Below are 20495 nucleotides of genomic sequence, written 5' to 3' on the forward strand. Positions count from 1 at the left end.
GCTCAGACGCCGATGTCGCGGCCGTCCTCCCGCCACACCGCGACCACGGCCGGGCGCACGATCCGGCCCGGTCCGTCCGGCCAGGCACTCGCCGGGTTCTCCACCGACGCCCCGTCGATCTCACCCGGGTGCTGGACGGCGACCAGCACCCGCCGGTCCTGGATGAGCGGCCCGCAGGTCTCGGCCCCGGTCGGCACGGTCAGGAACTGCTTGAGCTCACCGCGCCGCTCGCCGCGCGTCGCGACCCCGAACAGGCCGTCGTGCGAGCCGAGCTGGTTGCCGTCCGTGGAGATCCACAGGTTGCCGTGCGGGTCGAAGGCCACGTTGTCGGGGCAGGAGATGGGGCTGACCCGGTCCTTCGGGAAGCCCGCGAAGTACGTGGCCGGGTCGGTGGGGTCGCCCGCGACGAGGAACAGCGACCAGGCGAAGCTCGTGCTCTCGGCACGGCCCCGGCGCTCGGTGAGCTCCAGGATGTGCCCGTGCTTGTTGGCATTGCGGGGGTTCGCCTCGTCGGCGGGCGCGTAGCCGGTCTTGCCCCGGTTGGAGTTGTTCGTCAGCGCGACGTACACCTTGCCGGTGTGCGGCGAGGGCTGGATGTCCTCGGGCCGGTCCATCTTGGTGGCGCCGACCTTGTCGCCCGCGAGGCGCGTGAAGACGAAGACCTCCTCCGCCGTCATGCCCTCGACGTGCGAGACGGCACCGTGCGCGGTCGCCGTGGCCAGCGGGATCCACGTACCGCTGCCGTCGAACTCGCCGTCGGACGGGAGCTTGCCGGTGCCGTCGAACTCGGCGGCCGGGGAGTCGCCGGTCAGCCGGGCGACGTACAGCGTGCCCTCGTCGAGGAGGGAGAGGTTGTGCTCGCGGACCGCCCGGCCCGACCCCTTCTTCATCCGCTTGCTGCCGACGAACTTGTAGAAGTAGTCGAAGCGCTCGTCGTCGCCGGTGTAGACGACCGGGCGGCCGTCGTCGGTCAGGCGGACGGTGGCCGCCTCGTGCTTGAAGCGGCCGAGGGCGGTGTGCTTGCGGGGCGTCGAGGACGGGTCGTAGGGGTCCAACTCGACGACGTAGCCGAAGCGGTGCACCTCGTTCGGCTCCTGGGCGACGTCGAACCGCTTGTCGAACCGCTCCCACTTGCGCTCGGTCGCCCCGGTGCCGATGCCGTACCGCTTGTCGGTGTCCCGGCCGGCGTTGGCGAAGTACTGGTTGAAGTTCTCCTCGCCGTGCAGCGTGGTGCCCCACGGGGTGGTGCCGCCGGAGCAGTTGTTGAGGGTGCCGAGGACCTTGCGGCCGGACGGGTCGGCGGACGTCCGCAGCAGAGGGGAGCCGGCGGCGGGGCCGGTCAGCCGGAACTCGGTGGTGGCGGTGACGCGGCGGTTGAGGTGGTGCCGGGGGACGGCGGTGAGGCGGCCGGTGCGGCGGTCCTCCTCGACCACGACCGCGGACAGCCCGTGGGCCGCCCAGGCGATCTCCACCTGGTCACGGGTAGGGTTCGCGGGGTCGTACCCCCGGAACATGAGCACCTCGTCCGTGTACTCGTGGTTCGCGACGAGCAGCTGCCTGCCGTGCTCGCCGGGCAGCGGCAGCAGGGCGAGGAAGTCGTTGTTGTAGCCGAACTGGCCGGCCTGGGCCGCGGCGCTCTGGCGCTCCGGGTCGAACGCGGGAGCACCCCGCAGGATCGGCTCGCCCCAGCGGATGACGACGTTCTGCCGGTAGCCGTCGGGTATCACCACGGCGTCGGTGGTGTTGGGGGCGACGGCCTCGAAGCGCAGTCCGCGCGCGCCCCTGCCCTTGTCCCGCGCGGCTGGCGCGGCGTCGGCGGCCACCGCCTGCGGGGCGCCGGGGCCGGCGAGGGCCGTGCCGGCGGCGGTCGCCACCGTCACTACGGCCGCCGCCCGCATCACCGACCGGCGGCTGAGCGCGCCGGCGATGACATCTCCCACGTAGGCGTTGCCGCTGGTGTTGGGCACCTCCTGGAAGCAGGCGTCGCCGCAGCGGAACCGGCAGGTCAGGGCGGACCGGCCACCGGGATGTGAGCCGGACGATCCGATCAACGGCAGCAACTTGCGCACTTTGTCTCCCCAGACGTTCCCTCGGTGTCAGCGTGACGCTAGGTGGCCACGTGTGCGGAGACGGGGACACGAGGTGAAGCGGGGGTGAACCGCTGCTATCCACGGGGGTGTTGGCGGCGGGGCGGGCGAGGCCCGGGAACGTTACGGAAAGGGGTCCCGCCGGCCCTTGTCCCGGGGCGCGGACCCCGGACAAGATCACCCTCTGTGGCCGCTAACCTTACGTGTCCGTCCTGGCCAGGGATTGACGGGCATCAACTCACGCGAAGGGTTGCGCACATGGGCATTCTCACTCTCCTGCGGAATGCGTTCGGCCGCTCACGCAAGGGTCGTGACGCCGACGCGGAGACTTCGCGGGAGGCGACGGCTCCCACGGTTCCGGCCCCCGCGACCGAGCCGGACGTCACGGAGACCCCGAAGGCGGCCACGTCCTCCGCCGAGGTGCCCGCACCGTCGGCCGAACCGGACCCGTCCGTGGTGGACGAGCTGGTCTCGGCCGCGTTCGACAACGTCACGGTCCCCAAGCCCCGCACGACGGAGCCCGCACCGGAGCCGGAGGCGACGACGAAGCCCGCCGCCGAGCCCACGCCCGAGGCCGAGCCCCGGCCCGAGGGCAAGGCCGCGGCCGAGGCCGAGGCCGACAGCAAGGGTGCGGCCAAGGCCGAGATCGCGGCTGAGCCCGAGAGCAAGGCTGCGGCCGAGCCCGAGGTCACGACCGAGCCCGAGGCTGAGCCTGCGAGCAAGGCGAAGGGCGAGCCCGAGGCGGAGACCAAGGCCGAGGCCACTCCGAAGCCCGAGGCCGAGGCCGCATCGAAGGCCGAGCCCGAGGTGAAGGCCGAGCCCGAGGCCACTCCGAAGCCCGAGGCGGAGGCTGCGCCTAAGGCCGAGCCCGAGGTGAAGACCGAGCCCGAGGCCACTCCGAAGCCCGAGGCGGAGGCTGCGCCTAAGGCCGAGCCCGAGGTGAAGACCGAGCCCGAGGCCACTCCGGTGCCCGAGGCGGAGGCTGCGCCGAAGGCCGAGCCCGAGGTGAAGACCGAGGCGTCTCCGGAACCGGAACCGGAAGCCGAGGCCACGCCGGAACCGGCGGAGAAGGCCGAGGCCACCCCGGAGCCCGCGCCGAAGGCGGAGGCCACCCCGGAAGCGGAGCCCGCGGCCGCGGCTGAGGCGACCTCGGAGCCGAAGCAGGCGCCCGAGCCGGAAGCGGAGGCCGAGCCCGAGGCCAAGAGCGCGCCGAAGGCCGAGAAGGCGCCGGAGCCCGAGGCGGAAACGAAGCCGAAGGCGGAGCCTGCGACGGCCGAGGCCACCAAGGCGGACGCTCCCGCGGACGCCGACGGCGATCAGGCCGCGCAGGGGCCGCTCGCAGCCGACGACCAGAGCCGCACGGTCGGCGCGGCTGGGAACGGCAAGGCCGAAGGCGAAGCCGAGGCCGAGGCTCCCGCCGAGCCGGCCACCCCGGCCAAGACGACCGGCGCGGCCACCGCCAAGAAGACAGCCGCCGCGAAGAAGACGGCCACGCCGAAGAAGACGGCGACCCCGGCGAAGTCGGCCGCGTCTGCCAAGAAGGCCGCCTCGAAGAAGACGGCGACGCCGGCCAAGTCGGCCGCGTCGGAGAAGGCAGCCACCCCGGCCGAGGCGACCCCGTCCGAGAAGGCCACCTCGGACAAGGCCACCTCGGAGAAGGCGACCCCGTCGGAGAAGGCCCCGTCGGCCGAGTCGGCCCCGTCGGAGAAGGCGCCCGCGCAGGGCAGGCCCGCCGTCCCCCTCACCCGGGTGAAGTCCGAGGCCCCGGCCCTGGTGACCCCGTACAAGGAAGCGGGTACCGCCCTCAAGACGCGGGACCTCACCGGCACGCGGGCGAAGATCTACCTCGTCCTGGACCGCTCCGGCTCCATGCGCCCGTACTACAAGGACGGTTCCGCGCAGGCCCTGGGCGAGCAGGTCCTCGCGCTCGCCGCGCACCTCGACAAGGAGGCCGTGGTCCACGTCGTCTTCTTCTCCACGGAGCTGGACGGCACCGGCGAACTGACCCTCCCCGCGTACGAGGGCAGGATCGACGAGCTGCACGCGGGCCTCGGCCGCATGGGCCGTACGAGCTACCACGCGGCGATCGAGGAGATCGTGGCGCACTACGAGAAGTCCGGCACGAAGGACCCGGCCCTGGTCGTCTTCCAGACGGACGGCGCCCCGGACGCCAAGGGCCCCGCCAACCAGGCCCTGGAGGACGCGGCGAAGCTGCCCCTCTTCTTCTCCTTCGTCGCGTTCGGCGAGCACGACGCCAAGGGCTTCGACTACCTCCGCAGGCTGAAGGCGGACAACGCCGCGTTCTTCCACGCGGGCCCGGCCCCGCGCGAGCTGACGGACGCCGAGGTCTACGAGGGCATCCTCGCGAACTGGCGCCCGTAACCCGGCCGGACCCGTCCCGGCGCCGCCGCCGGACGGGTCCCCGCGCTCACCCCGGCCGCCCGCTTCCCAGCCAGTAAAACGGGAAGCGGGCGGCCCACTCGTGTCGGCTACGATTTCAAGGTTCGTACGACGGCCCGGCGGTGCAGCCGGAATCGACATCCGTCACCGCACGTAGCGACTTGGGAGCAGCCCGCGATGGCTCGACACCTCATCACCAGCGCCCTTCCGTACATCAACGGGATCAAGCACCTGGGCAACATGGTGGGGTCCATGCTCCCGGCGGACGTGTACTCCCGCTACCTCCGCCAGCGCGGTCACGACGTGCTCTACATCTGCGCGACGGACGAGCACGGCACCCCGGCCGAGCTGGCCGCCAAGGAGCGGGGCCTGCCGGTCGACGCGTTCTGCGCCCAGGCGCACGACGCGCAGAAGGCGGTCTACGACGGCTTCCAGCTGGCGTTCGACCACTTCGGCCGCAGCTCCTCCCCGCAGAACGCGGAGCTGACCCAGCACTTCGCGCGCCGCCTGTACGAGAACGGCTTCATCGAGGAGCGTTCGATCCGCCAGGTGTACTCCCCGGCGGACGGCCGCTTCCTGCCCGACCGCTACGTCGAGGGCACCTGCCCGCACTGCGGCTACGACAAGGCGCGCGGCGACCAGTGCGAGAACTGCACGCGCGTGCTGGACCCGACCGACCTGATCGACCCCCGCTCGGCGATCTCCGGTTCGACGGACCTGGAGGTGCGCGAGACCAAGCACCTCTTCCTGCTCCAGTCGAAGCTCCAGCACGAGGTGGAGTCCTGGATCGACGGCGCCTCCGAGGACTGGCCGCAGCTGGCCTCCTCCATCGCCCGCAAGTGGCTGACCGAGGGCCTGCACGACCGCGCGATCACCCGTGACCTGGACTGGGGCGTCCCGGTCCCCGCCGACACGTGGCCGGAGCTGGCCGCCGAGGGCAAGGTCTTCTACGTCTGGTTCGACGCCCCGATCGAGTACATCGGCGCGACGAAGGAGTGGGCGGACGCCGCTCCCGGGGAGAACCGCGACTGGAAGTCCTGGTGGTACGAGCCGGACGGCGCGGGCGACGTGCGCTACACGGAGTTCATGGCCAAGGACAACGTCCCCTTCCACACCGTGATGTTCCCGGCGACCGAGCTGGGCGTGCGCGAGCCGTGGAAGAAGGTCGACTACGTGAAGGCCTTCAACTGGCTGACGTACTACGGCGGCAAGTTCTCCACCTCGCAGAAGCGCGGTGTCTTCACGGACCACGCCCTGGAGATCCTGCCGGCGGACTACTGGCGCTACTTCCTGATCGCCAACGCCCCGGAGTCGGACGACTCGTCCTTCACGTGGGAGCACTTCACGGCCACGGTGAACAAGGACCTGGCGGACACGCTCGGCAACTTCGTCAACCGCGTCCTGTCCTTCTCGAAGAAGCGCTTCGGCGAGGAGGTCCCGGCGGGCAGGGCGGCCGGTGAGGCCGAGGCGAAGCTGGGCGAGGAGATCGCGCGGCTGCTCGCCGAGTACGAGGAGCAGATGGAGGCGCTGCAGTTCCGCAAGGCAGCCGCCGCCCTGCGCGCGCTGTGGTCGGCGGGCAACTCCTACTTGGAGGAGAAGGCCCCCTGGCTGGAGATCAAGACCGACCAGGAGGGCGCGGCCCTGACGCTGCGCACGGCGATGAACCTGATCCACCTGTACGCGGTGGTCTCGGAGCCCTTCATCCCGGCCTCCTCCAAGGCGATGCGCTCGGCGTTCACGCTGCCCGGCGACACGGCCACGTGGGTCACCGCCGACGAGGCCCGCGCCCTCGCGTTCCTCCCCGCCGGCACCCCGTTCACCGTCCCCCCGGTCCTCTTCGCCAAGCTCACGGACGAGGACCTCGAAACCTACAAGGAGCGCTTCGGCGGCGCCCCGGAGTAGCGATTTCCCCACCTTGAGAAGAGGGTGGCCCAGGATCCCGTGGTCGCAGGGGGTCCGGCGGCCACCCTCTTCGGTCGTGGCGCTAGGCTCCGCCGTCATGCCTGAGCTGCCGAGTTTCACCGACGCCGCCATCGATGCCGTCCTGCGGCAGGCGGGCGGCTCGACCCTGCCGTTCGGACAGGCGCATCGGAGCGGGAGCCACGCGACGGCGTTCTGGTTCAACGAACTCGTGGCGAGCGGGCCGGACGGCGAGGTGATCCGGCAGTACCTGGTGACGGCGGGTGAGCTGACCCGGTTCGGCCTCGCGGAGGTGACCCTGCGTCCGGCACTGGGCATCCCGGCGCCGAGCGCGGACAAGCTCGCTCTGCCCGACTTCGAGCAGGGGTGGATCCACCTCGACGGCCTGGGCGTCGCCGTCCTGCCGACCGAAGGTCTGCACGCGTACGCCAAGCGCAAGGGCTGGCGCTGGAACACCGACGAGATCACCGACGGCGTCGCGGCCCGTGCCGAGGACATCGCCCGGATCGGCGCGGACCCGATGCCCGCGTACGCGCTGTGCCACGACGTGGGGGTGGACGGCGAGCGGGACCAGGCGATCGTGGTCGGTGCCCTCGCCCGCGCCGACGACGGAACCGTCCGCTGGGGCGGTGGCGCGCTGCCACCGGGCTGCGTGGGAGCACCCGTGTTCGCCGGCGTTCCCCTGGAGACCACTGGGGAGGGCGCCGCATTCAAGCTGGTCTGCGCGGGAGTGGCACTGCCGCCCGACGGCCACGGCTTCGGCAGCCACCCGGTGGCCACCTTCGACGCCGTCCGCGCGGCGTTGGGCGCCGTGTCCACCGGGACACCCCCGCCGCCCGCCCCGCAGGACCCGCGGGCCGCGCCGAAACGCCGCTGGTGGCGCCGTACGCGCTGATCGCGGCGCCGGCCGTACAACCAACCGCCCCCGCCATGGGTCTCCTACGCGCCCGGACCAGGATCCGGCTGATCATTCGTGGAGAAACATGCGCATTCGTACCGCCGTGGGCGCCGCCGCCGCCGGCACTCTGGCACTGCTCTCGTTCGCGACGCCCGCCGCCCAGGCGGACACGAGCAAGGGCGACACCGTCTTCACCGCGCTGGACTTCAGCAGGACGACGGTGAATGTGGGGGTGAGCGCGGCGCAGAAGCTGACGGTCACCGCCACGGCCAAGGACGGTTCCGGGATCAGGGACATCTACGGCGCGAAGCTGGTCAGCCCCGACGACCGGATCGTGCACGCCGGTTCCGTCGACTGCACCAAGCCGTCGACGACGACCAGGAAGTGCGTCTTCCAGTTCACCCTGGAGGCCGACCGCACGGATTACTACGACCTCAAGAACAGTTCGGCCGGCACCTGGCACTTCACGGCGGAGGCCGCCGCGAACGACGGTGACTTCTACGACCTGGAGGACAGCGCGCCGGTCAAGGTGAAGCGGTACGCCAAGCTGGCGAACACCCAGGCGTCGCCCGAGCCGGTCACCCGGGGCGGCTCGCTCACCGTCACCGGGCAGTTGACCCGGGCCAACTGGGACACCAACGCCTACGCCGGGTACAGCGGCCAGTCGGTGGCGCTGCAGTTCAAGAAGTCCGGTTCCTCGACGTACACGACCGTGAAGTCCGCGACCACGGACAGCAGCGGCAAGCTCCGGACGACGGTCACCGCGAACGCCGCCGGCACCTGGCGCTGGAAGTTCGCCGGCACCGGCACGACGAGCAGCGTGACCGCCTACGGCGACGGTGTCGCCCTGAAGTAGGGCCCTGCCGCGGGGGCCCGGCGGCGCCGCACGCCGCCCGGTCCCCGCGGAACCCACCCCGCCGGTGACATGTCCCCGCTCACCCGTATGGTTTCGCCATGGCAGTCCCCCAGGTCATCCCGATCGCCTACGAGCCCAAGCACCGCACCGAGACCATCGGCCGGTACGCGGACGGCCAGTTCCTGGCGTCGATCACATACGCGTTTCCCGAAGGGTTCCGTCCCGACGACGGCTGGGAAGAGCACAAGCGCCTGTACGTGGCGCTCCACACCTTCGACGCCGAGGGCCGCTACCGCGATTCGGAGGTCTGGTGCGCGGGCACCTGGGCCGAGCAGCAGCGCGCTCCGCACGGGGAGCACTCGGTGCTCGCGCGGGCACGGGCGCATCTGGGGAAGCTGCTGCGCAGCCTGCCCCGGCGCGCGTACACGGACATCGCGATCCGCCCCTTCCAACTGACCGTCGACGGCGTGCTGTTCGGGCTGGTCACCGGGGAGGACGCCGAGGAGTCCTGGGCGGAGCTGTACCCGGACCGGCTCGGCTTCGCCGCCCCCTGGGACGGCCGTTACGACACCTGAGCCCACCCGGCCGTGCGCGACAGCGAAGCGGCCCGGAACCGTCCTCGGTTCCGGGCCGCTTCGTGCGGTCGTCGTCGGCTACTTCGGCTGCGGCTTGCGCACGGAGAGGTGCAGCTCGCGCAGGCGGGACTCGTCGAGTTCCGTCGGGGCGCCCATCATCAGGTCCTGCGCGTTGCCGTTCAGCGGGAACGCGATGGTCTCGCGGATGTTGGGCTCGTCGGCGAGGAGCATGACGATGCGGTCGACGCCCGGGGCGATGCCGCCGTGCGGCGGGGCACCGAAGCGGAACGCGCGGAGCATGCCGGCGAACTGCTCCTCGACGGTCTCGCGGTCGTAGCCCGCGATCTCGAACGCCTTGAGCATGATCTCGGGCTCGTGGTTCCGGATCGCGCCGGAGGACAGCTCGACGCCGTTGCAGACGATGTCGTACTGCCAGCCCAGGATGTCCAGCGGGTCCTGGGTCTCCAGGGCCTCCAGGCCGCCCTGCGGCATCGAGAACGGGTTGTGCGAGAAGTCGATCTTCCCGGTCTCCTCGTCCTTCTCGTACATCGGGAAGTCGACGATCCAGCAGAAGCGGAAGACGTTCTCCTCGAAGTGCCCGGCGCGCTTGGCGGCCTCGACGCGCACGGCGCCCATGATCTTCGAGACCTCGTCGAACTCGCCCGCGCCGAAGAAGACGGCGTGGCCGGCGGCCAGGGACAGCCGCTTCGTCAGCTCCGCGACGTTCTCCTCGGTCAGGAACTTGGCGATCGGGCCGGTCAGCGAGCCGTCCTCGGCCACGCGCACCCAGGCCAGGCCCTTGGCGCCCTGCTCGACCGCGTAGTCACCGAGGCCGTCGAAGAACTTGCGGCTCTGTCCGGCGACGTCCGGCACGGGCAGCGCGCGCACGTGCTTGCCCGCGAACGCCTTGAACTCGGAGCCCTCGAAGACGTCGGTGATGTCGACGAGCTCCAGCTGGGCGCGCAGGTCCGGCTTGTCGGAGCCGTACTTCAGCATCGACTCGCGGAACGGGATGCGCGGGAACGGCGAGGTGACGTGCCGGCCGCCGCCGAACTCCTCGAACAGCTCGGTCATGAGCTTCTCGATGGGCTGGAAGACGTCCTCCTGCTCGACGAAGGACATCTCCACGTCGAGCTGGTAGAACTCGCCCGGCGAGCGGTCAGCTCGGGCGTCCTCGTCGCGGAAGCAGGGCGCGATCTGGAAGTAGCGGTCGAAGCCGGAGATCATCAGCAGCTGCTTGAACTGCTGCGGGGCCTGCGGGAGCGCGTAGAACTTGCCCGGGTTCAGGCGCGAGGGGACGACGAAGTCGCGGGCGCCCTCGGGGGAGGTGGCGCTGAGGATCGGCGTCGCCATCTCGTTGAAGCCCAGCGCCGTCATCTTGTGGCGGATCGCGGAGATCACGGCCGTCCGCAGCAGGATGTTGCGGTGCATGCGCTCGCGGCGCAGGTCGAGGAAGCGGTACTCCAGGCGCCGCTCCTCGTTGACGCCGTCCTCGGCGTTGATGGTGAACGGCAGCGGTGCCGCCGCGCCGAGCAGCTCGACCTCGCTCACCTCGACCTCGACCTCGCCGGTCGGCAGGTCGGGGTTCACGTTCTCCGTGCCGCGGGAGACGACCTTGCCGTCGACGCGGACCGTCGACTCCTTGGAGAGCTTGTCGAGCGACTCGTAGGCGGCCGTGCCGGGGCGGGCGACGAGCTGCGTGATGCCGTAGTGGTCGCGCAGATCGATGAAGAGGATGCCGCCCAGGTCTCGGCGATTGTGCAGCCAGCCGCTCAGCCGGACGTCGCTCTCGACGTCAGAGGCGCGGAGCTCGCCGCAGGTGTGGGACCTGTACCGATGCATCGTCGTTCATCCAGTCTTCGCGGATCGGGGGCTGTTTCACGTGAAACCTCCGGGCTGGAGCCCGGATCTCCCAAGGGTACCGGCCGCCCTGAGATCGCCGCCCCGAATACTGCTCGGTGGCAGCTCCCGATCACCTCTCCTTAGAGTGGGTGAATGCGCACTGGTGAGCCCCTGCCCACCGTGGGGGAGGTCCTGGCCTCCCTCGCGACCGGCCTGTGGCGCTGGGACAGCGAGGCCGGGCTCGTGACGCTGGACGCCGAGGCCGCGCGGTTGCTCGGCCTGCCTGCCGAGCCGACGACCCTCACCTCCGCGGGCATACGCTCCCGCTTCCACCCGGTCGACTGGAACGAGATCGACGGCATCGTGCAGCTCGCCGTCGCCGAGGGCACCCTCGCCGAGGCCCGGCTGCGGATCATGGACGAGCAGCAGCGGGTGATCCGTACCGTACGCAGCCGCTCCAGACCCTCGGTGCACCCGGAGACGGGCGAGTACGAGCTGGTCGGCACCCTCCAGGAGGTCAGCGAGCAGCCGCCCGGCTCTGCCGCCCGCACCCCCGTCACCGGTGACTGGCGCCGCTCGCGGGAGGCGTTCCTGCTGGACGCGGGGCGCGCGCTGGCGGAGGCGCGGTCGACGGAGGAGGTCCTGCGGGTCGCGGCGGGCCTGTCGATGCCGGGCTTCACGCCGGACGGGCTGGCCGTGTTCGGCGCGGAGGCGGACCGGCTGACGATCATCGGCCACCACGGGCACCAGCCGGGTGACGAGGGGCCGTTCTCCCACATGTCCCTGGACACCGACTACCCGGCGGCGGAGGTCGTCCGCACCGGCCGTGCCGTCTACCTCTCCTCCCCCGAGGACTACAAGGCCCGCTACCCGGCCTCCTGGCCGCTGGCCCAGCACTTCGGGCGGCAGAGCTGGGCGTTCCTGCCGCTGACGGTCGCCGGCCGCACGATGGGGGCCTGGATGGCGGCCTTCGCCTATCCGGTCACCTTCACGCCCGACGAGCGCTCCGTGCTGACCACCGTGGCCCGGATGCTGGCGCAGGCCCTGTCGCGGGCGGGCGTGGCCGAGTCCGAGCGGGAGCTGACCGACGGCCTCCAGCGCTCGATGCTGCCCACCCTGGGCCCCGAGATACCCGGCATGTCGGTGGCCGCGCGCTACGTGCCCACCGGCGGCGGCCTCCAGGTCGGCGGCGACTGGTACGACATGATCCCGCTGCCCGGCGGCACCTCGCGGACGAAGTCCGGGGCGGGCAGGTTCGCCCTGGTCATCGGCGACGTCCAGGGGCACGACGTGCGGGCCGCCGGACTGATGGGCCAGCTGCGGATCGCCCTGCGCGCGTACGCCTCCGAGGGCCACCGCCCGGACGCCGTGCTCTCGCGGGCCTCGCGGTTCCTGTACGGGATCACCGACTCCGTCACCCACGACGGCGAGAGCATGGACCCGCGCTTCGCGACCTGCCTGTACGTCGAGGTGGACCCGGCGACCGGCGTGCTGGACATCGCCCGGGCCGGCCACCCGGACCCCGCGATCCGCATGGCGGACGGGACGGTGCTGATGCGGCCGACCGCGGGCGGGCTCCCGCTGGGCGTGGACCCGGACGCGGACTACCCGACGACCCGGCTGGTCCTGGAGCCCGCCGAGACGCTGCTGATGTGCACGGACGGCCTGATCGAGACCGGCGGCCACGACCTGGAGACCGGCTGGCGGCGGATCCGCAGGATTCTGGAGGAGCACGACGGCGACATGGACGTCCTCGCCGACTCCCTGGTCCAGGCCGTGCACGGACCCTCCTCGCACCACACCCCCGGCCCGCTGATCGACCGCCGCGAGGACGACATAGCGGTGCTGCTGCTGTGCCGGATCGGCGAGGGCTGCGGCTGCGGCAGCACGGCCGACGTCATCGCGCCGCCGGTGCGCCGCACGATGGTCACCGTCGCGCAGGCCGAGCCCGAACGGGTCGCGGGCGCCCGCCAGCAGGTGCGGGAGCTGCTGCACGACTGGGCGTGCGACGACCAGGTCGACTCGGCGGTGCTGATGACCTCCGAGATGGTCACCAACGTGCTCGTGCACACCGACGGGGACGCCCTGCTCGTCGCACAGCTCAGCGGCGACACGGGGGAGCGCCGGCTGCGGGTGGAGGTCACGGACGGCAGCGACGACCTCCCGCACAAGCGCCGGCCGGGCGAGCTGGCCTCCTCGGGCCGCGGCCTGGTGCTCATGGAGCTGCTCGCCGACGCGTGGGGCGTCGACCCCCGGGGCGACGGCAAGAGCATCTGGTTCGAGCTCTACGAGTCCTCGGGCGCGTCCGACGGCCCGCCGGCCTTCGGGCTGTCCGGCGTCGGCGACGCGTCCGAGGACGCCACCGCGTAGCGCGTACGCGCCTCCGACAGGACACCGAACGCGGCCGCCGTCAGCGGCACGGCCAGCAGCATCCCGAGGATCCCGGCGACCGAGGCGCCCCCGGTGATCGTCAGCATGACGACCGCCGGATGCATCTGCACCGTGCGGCTCTGGATCGCCGGCTGGAGGACGTGGCCCTCCAGGACCTGCACGGCGAGCACGACGCCGAGCGCCCAGAGCGCGATGACGAAGCCCCGGTCGGCCAGCGCGACCAGCACCGCGACCGCGCCGGAGATGAAGGCCCCGAGGTAGGGGATGTACGCCCCCACGAAGACCAGCGCTCCCAGGCCGACGGCGCCGGGGACGCCGAGGACCAGCAGCCCGACGGTGATGCAGGTGGCGTCGATCAGCGCGATGAGGGTCGTCCCGCGCATGAAGCCCTCCACGGCCTGGAAGGCGCGCGAGGCCATGGCCTCCACGGTGTCGGCCGTGCCGTGCGGGGCGAGGGCGCGCAGGAGGCCGGGGGCGCGGTGGGAGTCGCGCAGGAAGAAGAAGACGAGCAGCAGCGCGAGGACGGCCACGGCCAGGGTCTCGCCGACCACGCTGACGCCGCTGATGACGTTGGACGCGGCGGTCCCGCCGAACTTGCTCAGCAGGTCCTTGGAGTTCGAGGCGATGTCGTCGAGGGAGGTGCCGGCGGCCCCGAAGTGCTCGGCGAGCGAGGTCGCGGCGTCCTTGAGCGAGGCGACGATCTGGTCGCCGGTGTCGACGAGCGCGGCGACCACGATGTAGACGGCGCCGCCGACGACCGCGACCACCGCCACGCAGGTGAGTCCGGCCGCCAGCGACCGGTTGACGCCGACCTTCACCAGCCGCCGGTACAGCGGCCCGAGCAGGGCCGTCCCGAGCAGGGCGAGCAGCACCGGCACGACCGCCGTGCGCAGTTCGCCGCAGAGCTGGATCCCGACCCACCCGACGGCCGCGACGAGGAGGACGACGGCGCACCAGGCGGCCAGCCGCCGGGCGCCTTCGGGAAGTAGGTGCACGCCCCCCACCCGATCACGCGGCGGCGGGCCTGTCCTCGCGGACCGGCCGCCCGGGTGACACGACGTCAGAACCCGCACCGGTCGCGCCCGGGAGGAGCGCCGGCCGCACACGCGTACCCGGCACGGGGACGGAACGGGCGCCGCGGCCGAAAGCCCGCCGGGCGGCGCGAGTTCGGGCCACGGCGGGAGTTTCCGTCGCCGGGGCTTGGCTAACCTGCACGGGTGACCACCGACCTGACCCTGCTGCCGCGTGTCGCCCACCGCGGACGGGAGGTCACCGCGCCCCGGCTCCGGGGCCTGCTCGCGCTGCTCGCGGCCGACGTGCGCACCGGATGCAGCACCGAGCGGCTCGTGGCGGGACTGTGGCCGGACGAGCTGCCCGAGCACCCGGGCAAGGCGCTCCAGGTCCTCGTGTCCAGGGCGCGGGCGCAACTGGGCGCCGACGTCATAGCGAGCACGCCGACCGGATACCGGCTCACCCTCGCCGAGGACCGCGTCGACAGCTCCGCCCTGCTGCTGCACGCCGCCGCCGGCGCCGAGCGGGCCAGGGCCGGCGACCACGCGGGATCGCTGGCCGCCGCCGAGGCCGGGCTCGCCCTGTGGGAGGGCACCCCCGAGGGGGCCGGTGACACCGGCGACCCGGTGGCCGCGCTGCGCGCCGAGCGCGCCCCCGTCCGCGACGCGCTCGTCCGCGCGCGGGCCCTCGCGCTGGCCCGCCTCGGCCGCCACGCAGAGGCCGCAGGACCGCTGGCCGCGGCCGCCGCCGCGCATCCGCGCGACGAGGAGGTGCTCGCCGAACTGCTGCGCGGCGAGGCCGCCACGGCCGGCCCGTCCGCCGCGCTGACGCGCTACGAGACCTACCGCCGGGAGCTGCGCGACCGGCTCGGCACCGACCCGGGTCCCGCCCTGAAGGCCGTGCAGCGGGAGCTGCTGCGCGGCGAGGCGCCGCCCGTACGGCACGGCGTCCCGCACGAGCCGAACCCGCTGCTGGGCCGGGACGAGGACATCGCGGCCGTGGAACGGCTGCTGCGCACCTCCCGCGCCGTCACCGTCGTCGGCCCGGGCGGCCTCGGCAAGACCCGCCTCGCGCACGCCGTCAGCCGCCGGGCCGAGCAGCGGCTGGTGTACTTCGTGACGCTCGCCGGAGTCGGCGCCGACGAGGACGTGGCCGCGGAGGTGGCCTCCGCGCTCGGCGCGGGCGAGGCCCGGCCCGGCGCCGTGAACGGGCCCGCCCAGTCCCCGGCGGTGTCCGGCATCCTCGGCGTGCTCGGCTCCGGGCCCGCCCTGCTGGTGCTGGACAACTGCGAGCAGGTCGTCCGGGGCGCCGCCGACCTCGTCCGCACCCTGGTGTCGTCCTCGAAGGACCTGCGGGTGCTGGCCACCAGCCGGTCCCCGCTCGGGCTGACGTCGGAGGCGGTGTTCGCGCTGCCGGAACTCGGTCTGGCCACCTCGGTCGAGCTGTTCACGCAGCGGGCCAGGGCCGCCCGGCCCGGGGTGGAGCTGCCGCCGCACGCGGTCGCCGAGCTGTGCCGGCACCTCGACGGGCTGCCGCTCGCCGTGGAGCTGGCCGCCGCGCGGGTGCGGGTGCTGTCGGTGCCGGAGATCGCGCGCCGTCTCGGCGACCGGTTCGCGCTGCTGCGCGGCGGAGCGCGGGACGTGCCGGAGCGCCACCGCACGCTGCACGCCGTCGTGGACTGGAGCTGGAACCTCCTCGACGAGGAGGCACGCGCCGCGCTGCGCACGATGTCCGTCTTCCCCGGCGGCTTCTCCGGCGAGGCGGCCGAGCAGGTCCTCGGCGAGGACGCGCTGCTCCTGCTGGAACAGCTCGCCGACCAGTCGCTGCTGACCGTCGCCGACACCCCGGCGGGCGTACGGTTCCGGATGCTGGAGACCGTACGGGAGTTCAGCGCGGCCCGGCGCGCGGAGGCCGGCGAGGAGGAGCAGGCCGTCGGCCGCTTCCTCGACTGGGCGCGGGACTTCGGGGTCGCCTACCACGACTGGTTCTTCGGCTCCGAGCCGCTGGCCGCCTGGGAGCGGATCAGGGCCGAGCAGGACAACCTCGTACCGGCCCTGCGGCACGCCCTGGCCCGGACGGACGGCCCCACCACCGCCGCGCTCACCGCCGTCCTGGCCGCGCTGTGGTCCACCGACTCCAACTACCTGCGCCTCGCCACCCTGGCCGCGGACACCGGCCCGCCGCTGTCGCACTACCACCCCGAGCCCGCCTACGTGGAGGTCGCCCGCGCCGCCGCGGTGCTGTGCACGGCCAGCCTGTTCATGGGCTACGGCCCGCACGTCGTACGCCAGCTCGTCACCCTGCGGCGGCTGCCCCCGGCGCCCCCGGACACGCTGCTGCGGGCCATCGCGGCCGTGCTGAGCGCGGTCCCGGAGATGCTGCCGCCCGACTACGCCGTGCTGCGCGAGCTGTGCGCCAGTGACCGGCCGCTGCTCGCCGGGATCGCCGAGTGCGTCGCCACCTACGTATGGGAGTACGAGCACGACATCGACCGCGCGCTCGCCTCGGCCCGCCGCACGGTCACCGCGCTGGCGCCGGTCGACAACCCGTTCCTCCAGGTCATGGGCCACTCCCGGCTGGCCCAGCTGTGCCTTCAGCTGGAGCGGGGCGACGCGGCGTACGGGCATCTCAGGGAGGCCCTCGAAGCGCTGCCCCGGCTCGGCGACGACCACGACACCATCGGCGTGCGCTGGGGTCTCGTCCTCGCCTGCCTCCAGCGCGGTGACCCCGACGAGGCCGAGTACTGGCTGCGCCAGGCGGAACAGGCCGGCAACCCGAAGGACGACTCCGACAGCGCCGACCTCGGCGGCCGCGCGGAGATCGCGCTGGCCCGGGGGCTCACGGAGGTCGGGCTCGGCCTGTGGCGCAGCGCCATGGAGGGGGTCACCGAGGCCGGCTCCGTGAACAGCGGCGATCCCTTCCTCGACCGGTGGGCGCTGAAGATCCAGTCGGCGGCGGTGACAGCGCACGCGCACGCCGGGCGCCTCGAACCGGTCGCGCAGGCGGTCGGGCGGCTGCGCGAGGGCCTCGCGGCCCTGCTCCGGGCCCCGGCCCACTCGCCCATGGACCTCCCCGTGTACGGGACGGTGCTGCACGCGCTCGGCATGGCGGGCCTCGCCGCCGGGGACGCTTCGGCGGTGCGGATGGTCGCGCTGGCGGAGCGGCTGCGGGTGCTGCGCGACTACCAGCCGACCATGTCGGCGGACCGCGCCCGCAAGGCGGCCGAACAGGCCGACAGGGCGGCGTACGCCGACGCGGTGTCGGAGTACGCCGCCCTGCCGCGGGACGGGCTGCGCGAGGCAGCCCGCGCGCTCATTTCGGGTCGCGGTTGAACAGCGCCGTCGACCAGCGGTAGCCGAGCACGGACAGGCCGACGCACCAGGCGATCGCGATCCACCAGTTGTTGCCGATCTCGCTGCCGAGGAGCAGGCCGCGCAGGGTCTCGATGGCGGGCGTGAACGGCTGGTACTCGGCGATCGGCTGGAACCAGCCGGGCATCGTGTCGGCCGGGATGAAGGCGCTGGAGATCAGCGGCAGGAGGATCAGCGGCATCGCCATGTTGCTGGCCGCCTCGGCGTTCGGGCTCGCCATGCCCATCCCGACGGCGATCCAGGTGAGCGCCAGGGTGAACAGCGCGAGCAGTCCGAACGCCGCCAGCCACTCCAGCGCCGTGGCGTCCGTGGACCGGAACCCGATGGCGACGGCGACGGCGCCGACGAGGATCAGGCTGGCGAGCACCTGGAGCACACTGCCCACGACGTGCCCGACGATCATCGAGCTGCGGTGGATGGCCATGGTGCGGAAGCGGGCGATGAGGCCCTCGGCCATGTCGGTGGAGACGGACACCGCGGCGCCGATGACGGTGGAGCCGATGGTCATCATCAGGATGCCCGGGACGATGTAGGCGATGTACTCGGAGCGGTCGGCGCCGCCGCCGCCGATGCCCGCGCTCATCACGTCGCCGAAGATGTAGACGAACAGCAGCAGCAGCATGATCGGCGTGAGCAGCAGGTTCAGGGTGAGGGACGGATAGCGCCGGGCGTGCAGCAGGTTGCGGCGCAGCATCGTGTTCGAGTCGCGGACGGCGAGGGAGAGGGCGCTCATCGGACGGTCTCCTTGGACTGGCTGGGGACGGCGGCGCCGCCGGTGAGGGCGAAGAAGACGTCGTCGAGGTCGGGGGTGTGCACGGTCAGCTCGTCGGCCTCGATGCCGGCCGTGTCCAGCCAGTCGAGGACGGAGCGCAGCTCGCGCTGGCTGCCGTCGCTGGGGATCTGGAGCGACAGCGCCTCGTCGTCGCGGGTGGCCTCGCGCAGGGCGGCAGCGGCGGACCGGTAGGCCGCCGGGTCGGTGAACCGCAGCCGCACGTGCCCGCCGGGGATGAGCCGCTTCAGCTCGTCGGCGCTGCCCTCGGCGGCGATCTTCCCGTCGCTCAGCACCGCGATGCGGTCGGCGAGCTGGTCGGCCTCCTCCAGGTACTGCGTGGTGAGGAAGACGGTGACGCCGCCGGCGACCAGCTCGCGGATGATCTGCCACATGTTGTGGCGGGAGCGGGGGTCGAGGCCGGTGGTCGGCTCGTCGAGGAAGATGATCCGCGGGCTGCCGACCAGCGTCATGGCGAGGTCGAGGCGCCGCTTCATGCCGCCGGAGTAGGTGGACACCGGCTTTGTGGCGGCCTCCGTGAGGTCGAACCGCTCCAGCAGTTCGGCGGTGATGCGCCTGCCCTCCTCGCGGGGGAGGTGGTGCAGGTCGGCCATGAGGAGCATGTTCTCCTCGCCGGTGATCAGGTTGTCGACCGCGGAGAACTGCCCGGTGACGCCGATCGCGGCGCGGACGGCCTGCGGGTCGGCGGCGAGATCGTGGCCGCCGACCTGCAGGTCGCCGGCGTCGGCGGTGATGAGGGTGGAGAGGATCTTGACGGCGGTGGTCTTGCCGGCGCCGTTCGGGCCGAGCAGCGCGAAGACGGTGCCGGCCGGGACCGCGAGGTCGATGCCGTCGAGGACCGTCTTGTCCCCGTAGGCCTTGCGCAGCCCTTTGGCCGCGATGGCGGGAGTGTGCGGAGTCGTTGTCGTCATGGGCCAGAGCGTGCGGCACACCGCCTTCAACGCGGTTTCACGACGGTTTCAACGCCCTGGAACCGGGACCGCCGGGGCGTACGGGCACACGGACGAGCCCCGGTCCGCACCCGGACCGGGGCTCGTCCCCGCGGGGTGCCGGGGGGTTCTACAGGCCGCCCTCGGACATCCCGTGCACGGCCGGGACCGTGCCGAGCCGGCCCTTCTGGAAGTCCTCGAAGGCCTGCTGGAGCTCCTCGCGGGTGTTCATCACGAAGGGGCCGTAGTGGGCCATCGGCTCACGGATCGGCTGCCCGCCGAGGATCACGACCTCCAGGTCCGGCGTGTTCGAGTCCTGCCGCTCGTCCGCGCGGACGGTCAGCGAGGAACCGGCGCCGAAGACGGCGGTCTGCCCCTTGTGGACGGGACGGCGCTCCGCACCGACGCTGCCGCGTCCGGCGAGGACGTACGCGAGGCCGTTGAAGTCCTCGCGCCACGGAAGCGTCAGCTCGGCGCCGGGCGCCACGGTCGCGTGGATCATGGTGATCGGCGTGTGCGTGATGCCGGGGCCCTGGTGGCCGTCCAGCTCACCGGCGATGACCCTCATCAGCGCGCCGCCGTCGGGGGTGGTGAGCAGCTGGACCTGGCCGCCGCGGATGTCCTGGTAGCGCGGCGCCATCATCTTGTCGCGGGCCGGCAGGTTCACCCACAGCTGGAGGCCGTGGAAGAGACCGCCGGACATCACGAGCGCCTCCGGCGGCGCCTCGATGTGCAGGAGTCCCGAGCCCGCCGTCATCCACTGGGTGTCCCCGTTGGTGATGGTGCCGCCACCGCCGTTGGAGTCCTGGTGGTCGAAGATCCCGTCGATGATGTAGGTGACGGTCTCGAAGCCGCGGTGCGGGTGCCAGGGCGTGCCCTTGGGCTCTCCGGGCGCGTACTCCACCTCACCCATCTGGTCCATCATGATGAACGGGTCGAGGTGGCGGTAGTTGATCCCGGCGAAGGCCCGGCGCACCGGGAAGCCCTCGCCCTCGAAGCCACTGGGCGCGGTCGTCACCGTGAGGACGGGACGGGCCACGGCGTCGGCGGGCGCGACCACACGGGGAAGGGTCAGCGGGTTCTCGACGGTCACTGCAGGCATGTCGGGTACCTCCTTGGCTTCGAGTTTAGTTGATTGTTGAACTTTCTGCTACCCGTAACGACGGACGCCCGGAGGGCATTCCCTCCGGGCGTCCGTCGTGGGCGAGGTGCGTCGGCGGCGCTTGCGCGTGCCCGCCGCCCGCGGCACGGCGACTAGGGTCTGTCGTTTGGATCAGGCCGGCCTTGACGGACGGTTCGTCTTGGCCGACCCGAGCGGGGTCTGGTGCGTGCAGCTGCAAGGCGGAGGAGGGAGTCGAAGCGATGGGGGTCCCCCCGCTCGAGCGAAGCCGAGAGTGGGGGATTCGGCGACCGACGACAACGCCG

General features: G+C 72.5%; 13 protein-coding genes. 7 read left to right on the top strand and 6 right to left on the bottom strand.

Features of this window, described 5'->3' with window-relative positions; genetic code table 11:
- Positions 1 to 2: 2 nt before the first annotated feature.
- Positions 3 to 2069: a PhoX family protein gene (locus ACWGIS_RS12745; RefSeq protein WP_453362409.1), complete on the bottom strand. Its 2067-nt coding sequence runs from the start codon at positions 2067 to 2069 to the stop codon at positions 3 to 5.
- Between the two features lie 276 nt (positions 2070 to 2345).
- Between ACWGIS_RS12745 and ACWGIS_RS12750 the strand changes: the two genes are divergently transcribed.
- The 5 genes from ACWGIS_RS12750 (at position 2346) to ACWGIS_RS12770 (ending at position 8736) form a co-directional block, all read left to right on the top strand.
- On the top strand, positions 2346 to 4469 hold the full coding sequence (locus ACWGIS_RS12750; protein WP_453362410.1) for a VWA domain-containing protein: 2124 nt from the start codon (positions 2346 to 2348) through the stop codon (positions 4467 to 4469).
- A gap of 195 nt (positions 4470 to 4664) precedes the next feature.
- Positions 4665 to 6389: a methionine--tRNA ligase gene (metG, locus tag ACWGIS_RS12755; protein ID WP_453362411.1), complete on the top strand. Its 1725-nt coding sequence runs from the start codon at positions 4665 to 4667 to the stop codon at positions 6387 to 6389.
- A 97-nt stretch (positions 6390 to 6486) separates the two neighbouring features.
- Positions 6487 to 7302: a hypothetical protein gene (locus ACWGIS_RS12760; RefSeq protein ID WP_453362412.1), complete on the top strand. Its 816-nt coding sequence runs from the start codon at positions 6487 to 6489 to the stop codon at positions 7300 to 7302.
- A gap of 88 nt (positions 7303 to 7390) precedes the next feature.
- On the top strand, positions 7391 to 8161 hold the full coding sequence (locus tag ACWGIS_RS12765) for a calcium-binding protein (protein ID WP_453362413.1): 771 nt from the start codon (positions 7391 to 7393) through the stop codon (positions 8159 to 8161).
- A gap of 98 nt (positions 8162 to 8259) precedes the next feature.
- Entirely contained in the window at positions 8260 to 8736 is a 477-nt protein-coding gene (locus ACWGIS_RS12770; RefSeq protein ID WP_453362414.1) for a hypothetical protein, read from the top strand.
- Positions 8737 to 8814: 78 nt separating this feature from the next.
- Here the strand turns inward: ACWGIS_RS12770 and aspS are convergent, their stop codons facing one another.
- Positions 8815 to 10578, bottom strand: coding sequence for an aspartate--tRNA ligase (gene aspS, locus ACWGIS_RS12775; protein WP_453362415.1), 1764 nt, complete (start codon positions 10576 to 10578; stop codon positions 8815 to 8817).
- A 153-nt stretch (positions 10579 to 10731) separates the two neighbouring features.
- Here aspS and ACWGIS_RS12780 point away from each other — a divergent pair, with 153 nt between their 5' ends.
- Positions 10732 to 12948, top strand: a complete 2217-nt coding sequence (locus tag ACWGIS_RS12780) for an ATP-binding SpoIIE family protein phosphatase (RefSeq protein WP_453362416.1) — start codon at positions 10732 to 10734, stop codon at positions 12946 to 12948.
- On the opposite strand, the gene ACWGIS_RS12785 is transcribed toward ACWGIS_RS12780, so the two are convergent.
- A complete protein-coding gene (locus ACWGIS_RS12785; RefSeq protein ID WP_453362417.1) occupies positions 12864 to 13964 on the bottom strand; it encodes an AI-2E family transporter in 1101 nt (366 codons plus the stop codon). The two genes, ACWGIS_RS12780 and ACWGIS_RS12785, sit on opposite strands and share 85 nt — an antisense overlap.
- Before the next feature lie 222 nt (positions 13965 to 14186).
- On the opposite strand from ACWGIS_RS12785, the gene ACWGIS_RS12790 reads away from it, so the two are divergent.
- Positions 14187 to 17312, top strand: a complete 3126-nt coding sequence (locus tag ACWGIS_RS12790) for an ATP-binding protein (protein WP_453362418.1) — start codon at positions 14187 to 14189, stop codon at positions 17310 to 17312.
- Here ACWGIS_RS12790 and ACWGIS_RS12795 read toward each other — a convergent pair.
- From ACWGIS_RS12795 to ACWGIS_RS12805, 3 genes are all read right to left on the bottom strand, one after another.
- Positions 17293 to 18084, bottom strand: coding sequence for an ABC transporter permease (locus tag ACWGIS_RS12795; RefSeq protein WP_453362419.1), 792 nt, complete (start codon positions 18082 to 18084; stop codon positions 17293 to 17295). The two genes, ACWGIS_RS12790 and ACWGIS_RS12795, sit on opposite strands and share 20 nt — an antisense overlap.
- Positions 18081 to 19052: an ATP-binding cassette domain-containing protein gene (locus ACWGIS_RS12800; RefSeq protein ID WP_453362420.1), complete on the bottom strand. Its 972-nt coding sequence runs from the start codon at positions 19050 to 19052 to the stop codon at positions 18081 to 18083. The genes ACWGIS_RS12795 and ACWGIS_RS12800 overlap by 4 nt, the downstream gene beginning before the upstream one ends.
- Before the next feature lie 148 nt (positions 19053 to 19200).
- A complete protein-coding gene (locus ACWGIS_RS12805) occupies positions 19201 to 20172 on the bottom strand; it encodes a pirin family protein (RefSeq protein ID WP_453362421.1) in 972 nt (323 codons plus the stop codon).
- Positions 20173 to 20495 lie beyond the last annotated feature (323 nt).

It is taken from the genome of Streptomyces sp. NPDC054842, from assembly GCF_053611025.1.

Excerpts from the sequence above, each read along its gene's own strand:
- ACWGIS_RS12765 (WP_453362413.1), top strand. The coding sequence starts at position 7,391 with ATGCGCATTCGTACCGCCGTGGGCGCCGCCGCCGCCGGCACTCTGGCA.
- ACWGIS_RS12800 (WP_453362420.1), bottom strand. The coding sequence starts at position 19,052 with ATGACGACAACGACTCCGCACACTCCCGCCATCGCGGCCAAAGGGCTG.
- ACWGIS_RS12750 (WP_453362410.1), top strand. The coding sequence starts at position 2,346 with ATGGGCATTCTCACTCTCCTGCGGAATGCGTTCGGCCGCTCACGCAAG.
- ACWGIS_RS12795 (WP_453362419.1), bottom strand. The coding sequence starts at position 18,084 with ATGAGCGCCCTCTCCCTCGCCGTCCGCGACTCGAACACGATGCTGCGC.
- ACWGIS_RS12805 (WP_453362421.1), bottom strand. The coding sequence starts at position 20,172 with ATGCCTGCAGTGACCGTCGAGAACCCGCTGACCCTTCCCCGTGTGGTC.
- metG (WP_453362411.1), top strand. The coding sequence starts at position 4,665 with ATGGCTCGACACCTCATCACCAGCGCCCTTCCGTACATCAACGGGATC.
- ACWGIS_RS12780 (WP_453362416.1), top strand. The coding sequence starts at position 10,732 with ATGCGCACTGGTGAGCCCCTGCCCACCGTGGGGGAGGTCCTGGCCTCC.
- aspS (WP_453362415.1), bottom strand. The coding sequence starts at position 10,578 with ATGCATCGGTACAGGTCCCACACCTGCGGCGAGCTCCGCGCCTCTGAC.
- ACWGIS_RS12760 (WP_453362412.1), top strand. The coding sequence starts at position 6,487 with ATGCCTGAGCTGCCGAGTTTCACCGACGCCGCCATCGATGCCGTCCTG.
- ACWGIS_RS12770 (WP_453362414.1), top strand. The coding sequence starts at position 8,260 with ATGGCAGTCCCCCAGGTCATCCCGATCGCCTACGAGCCCAAGCACCGC.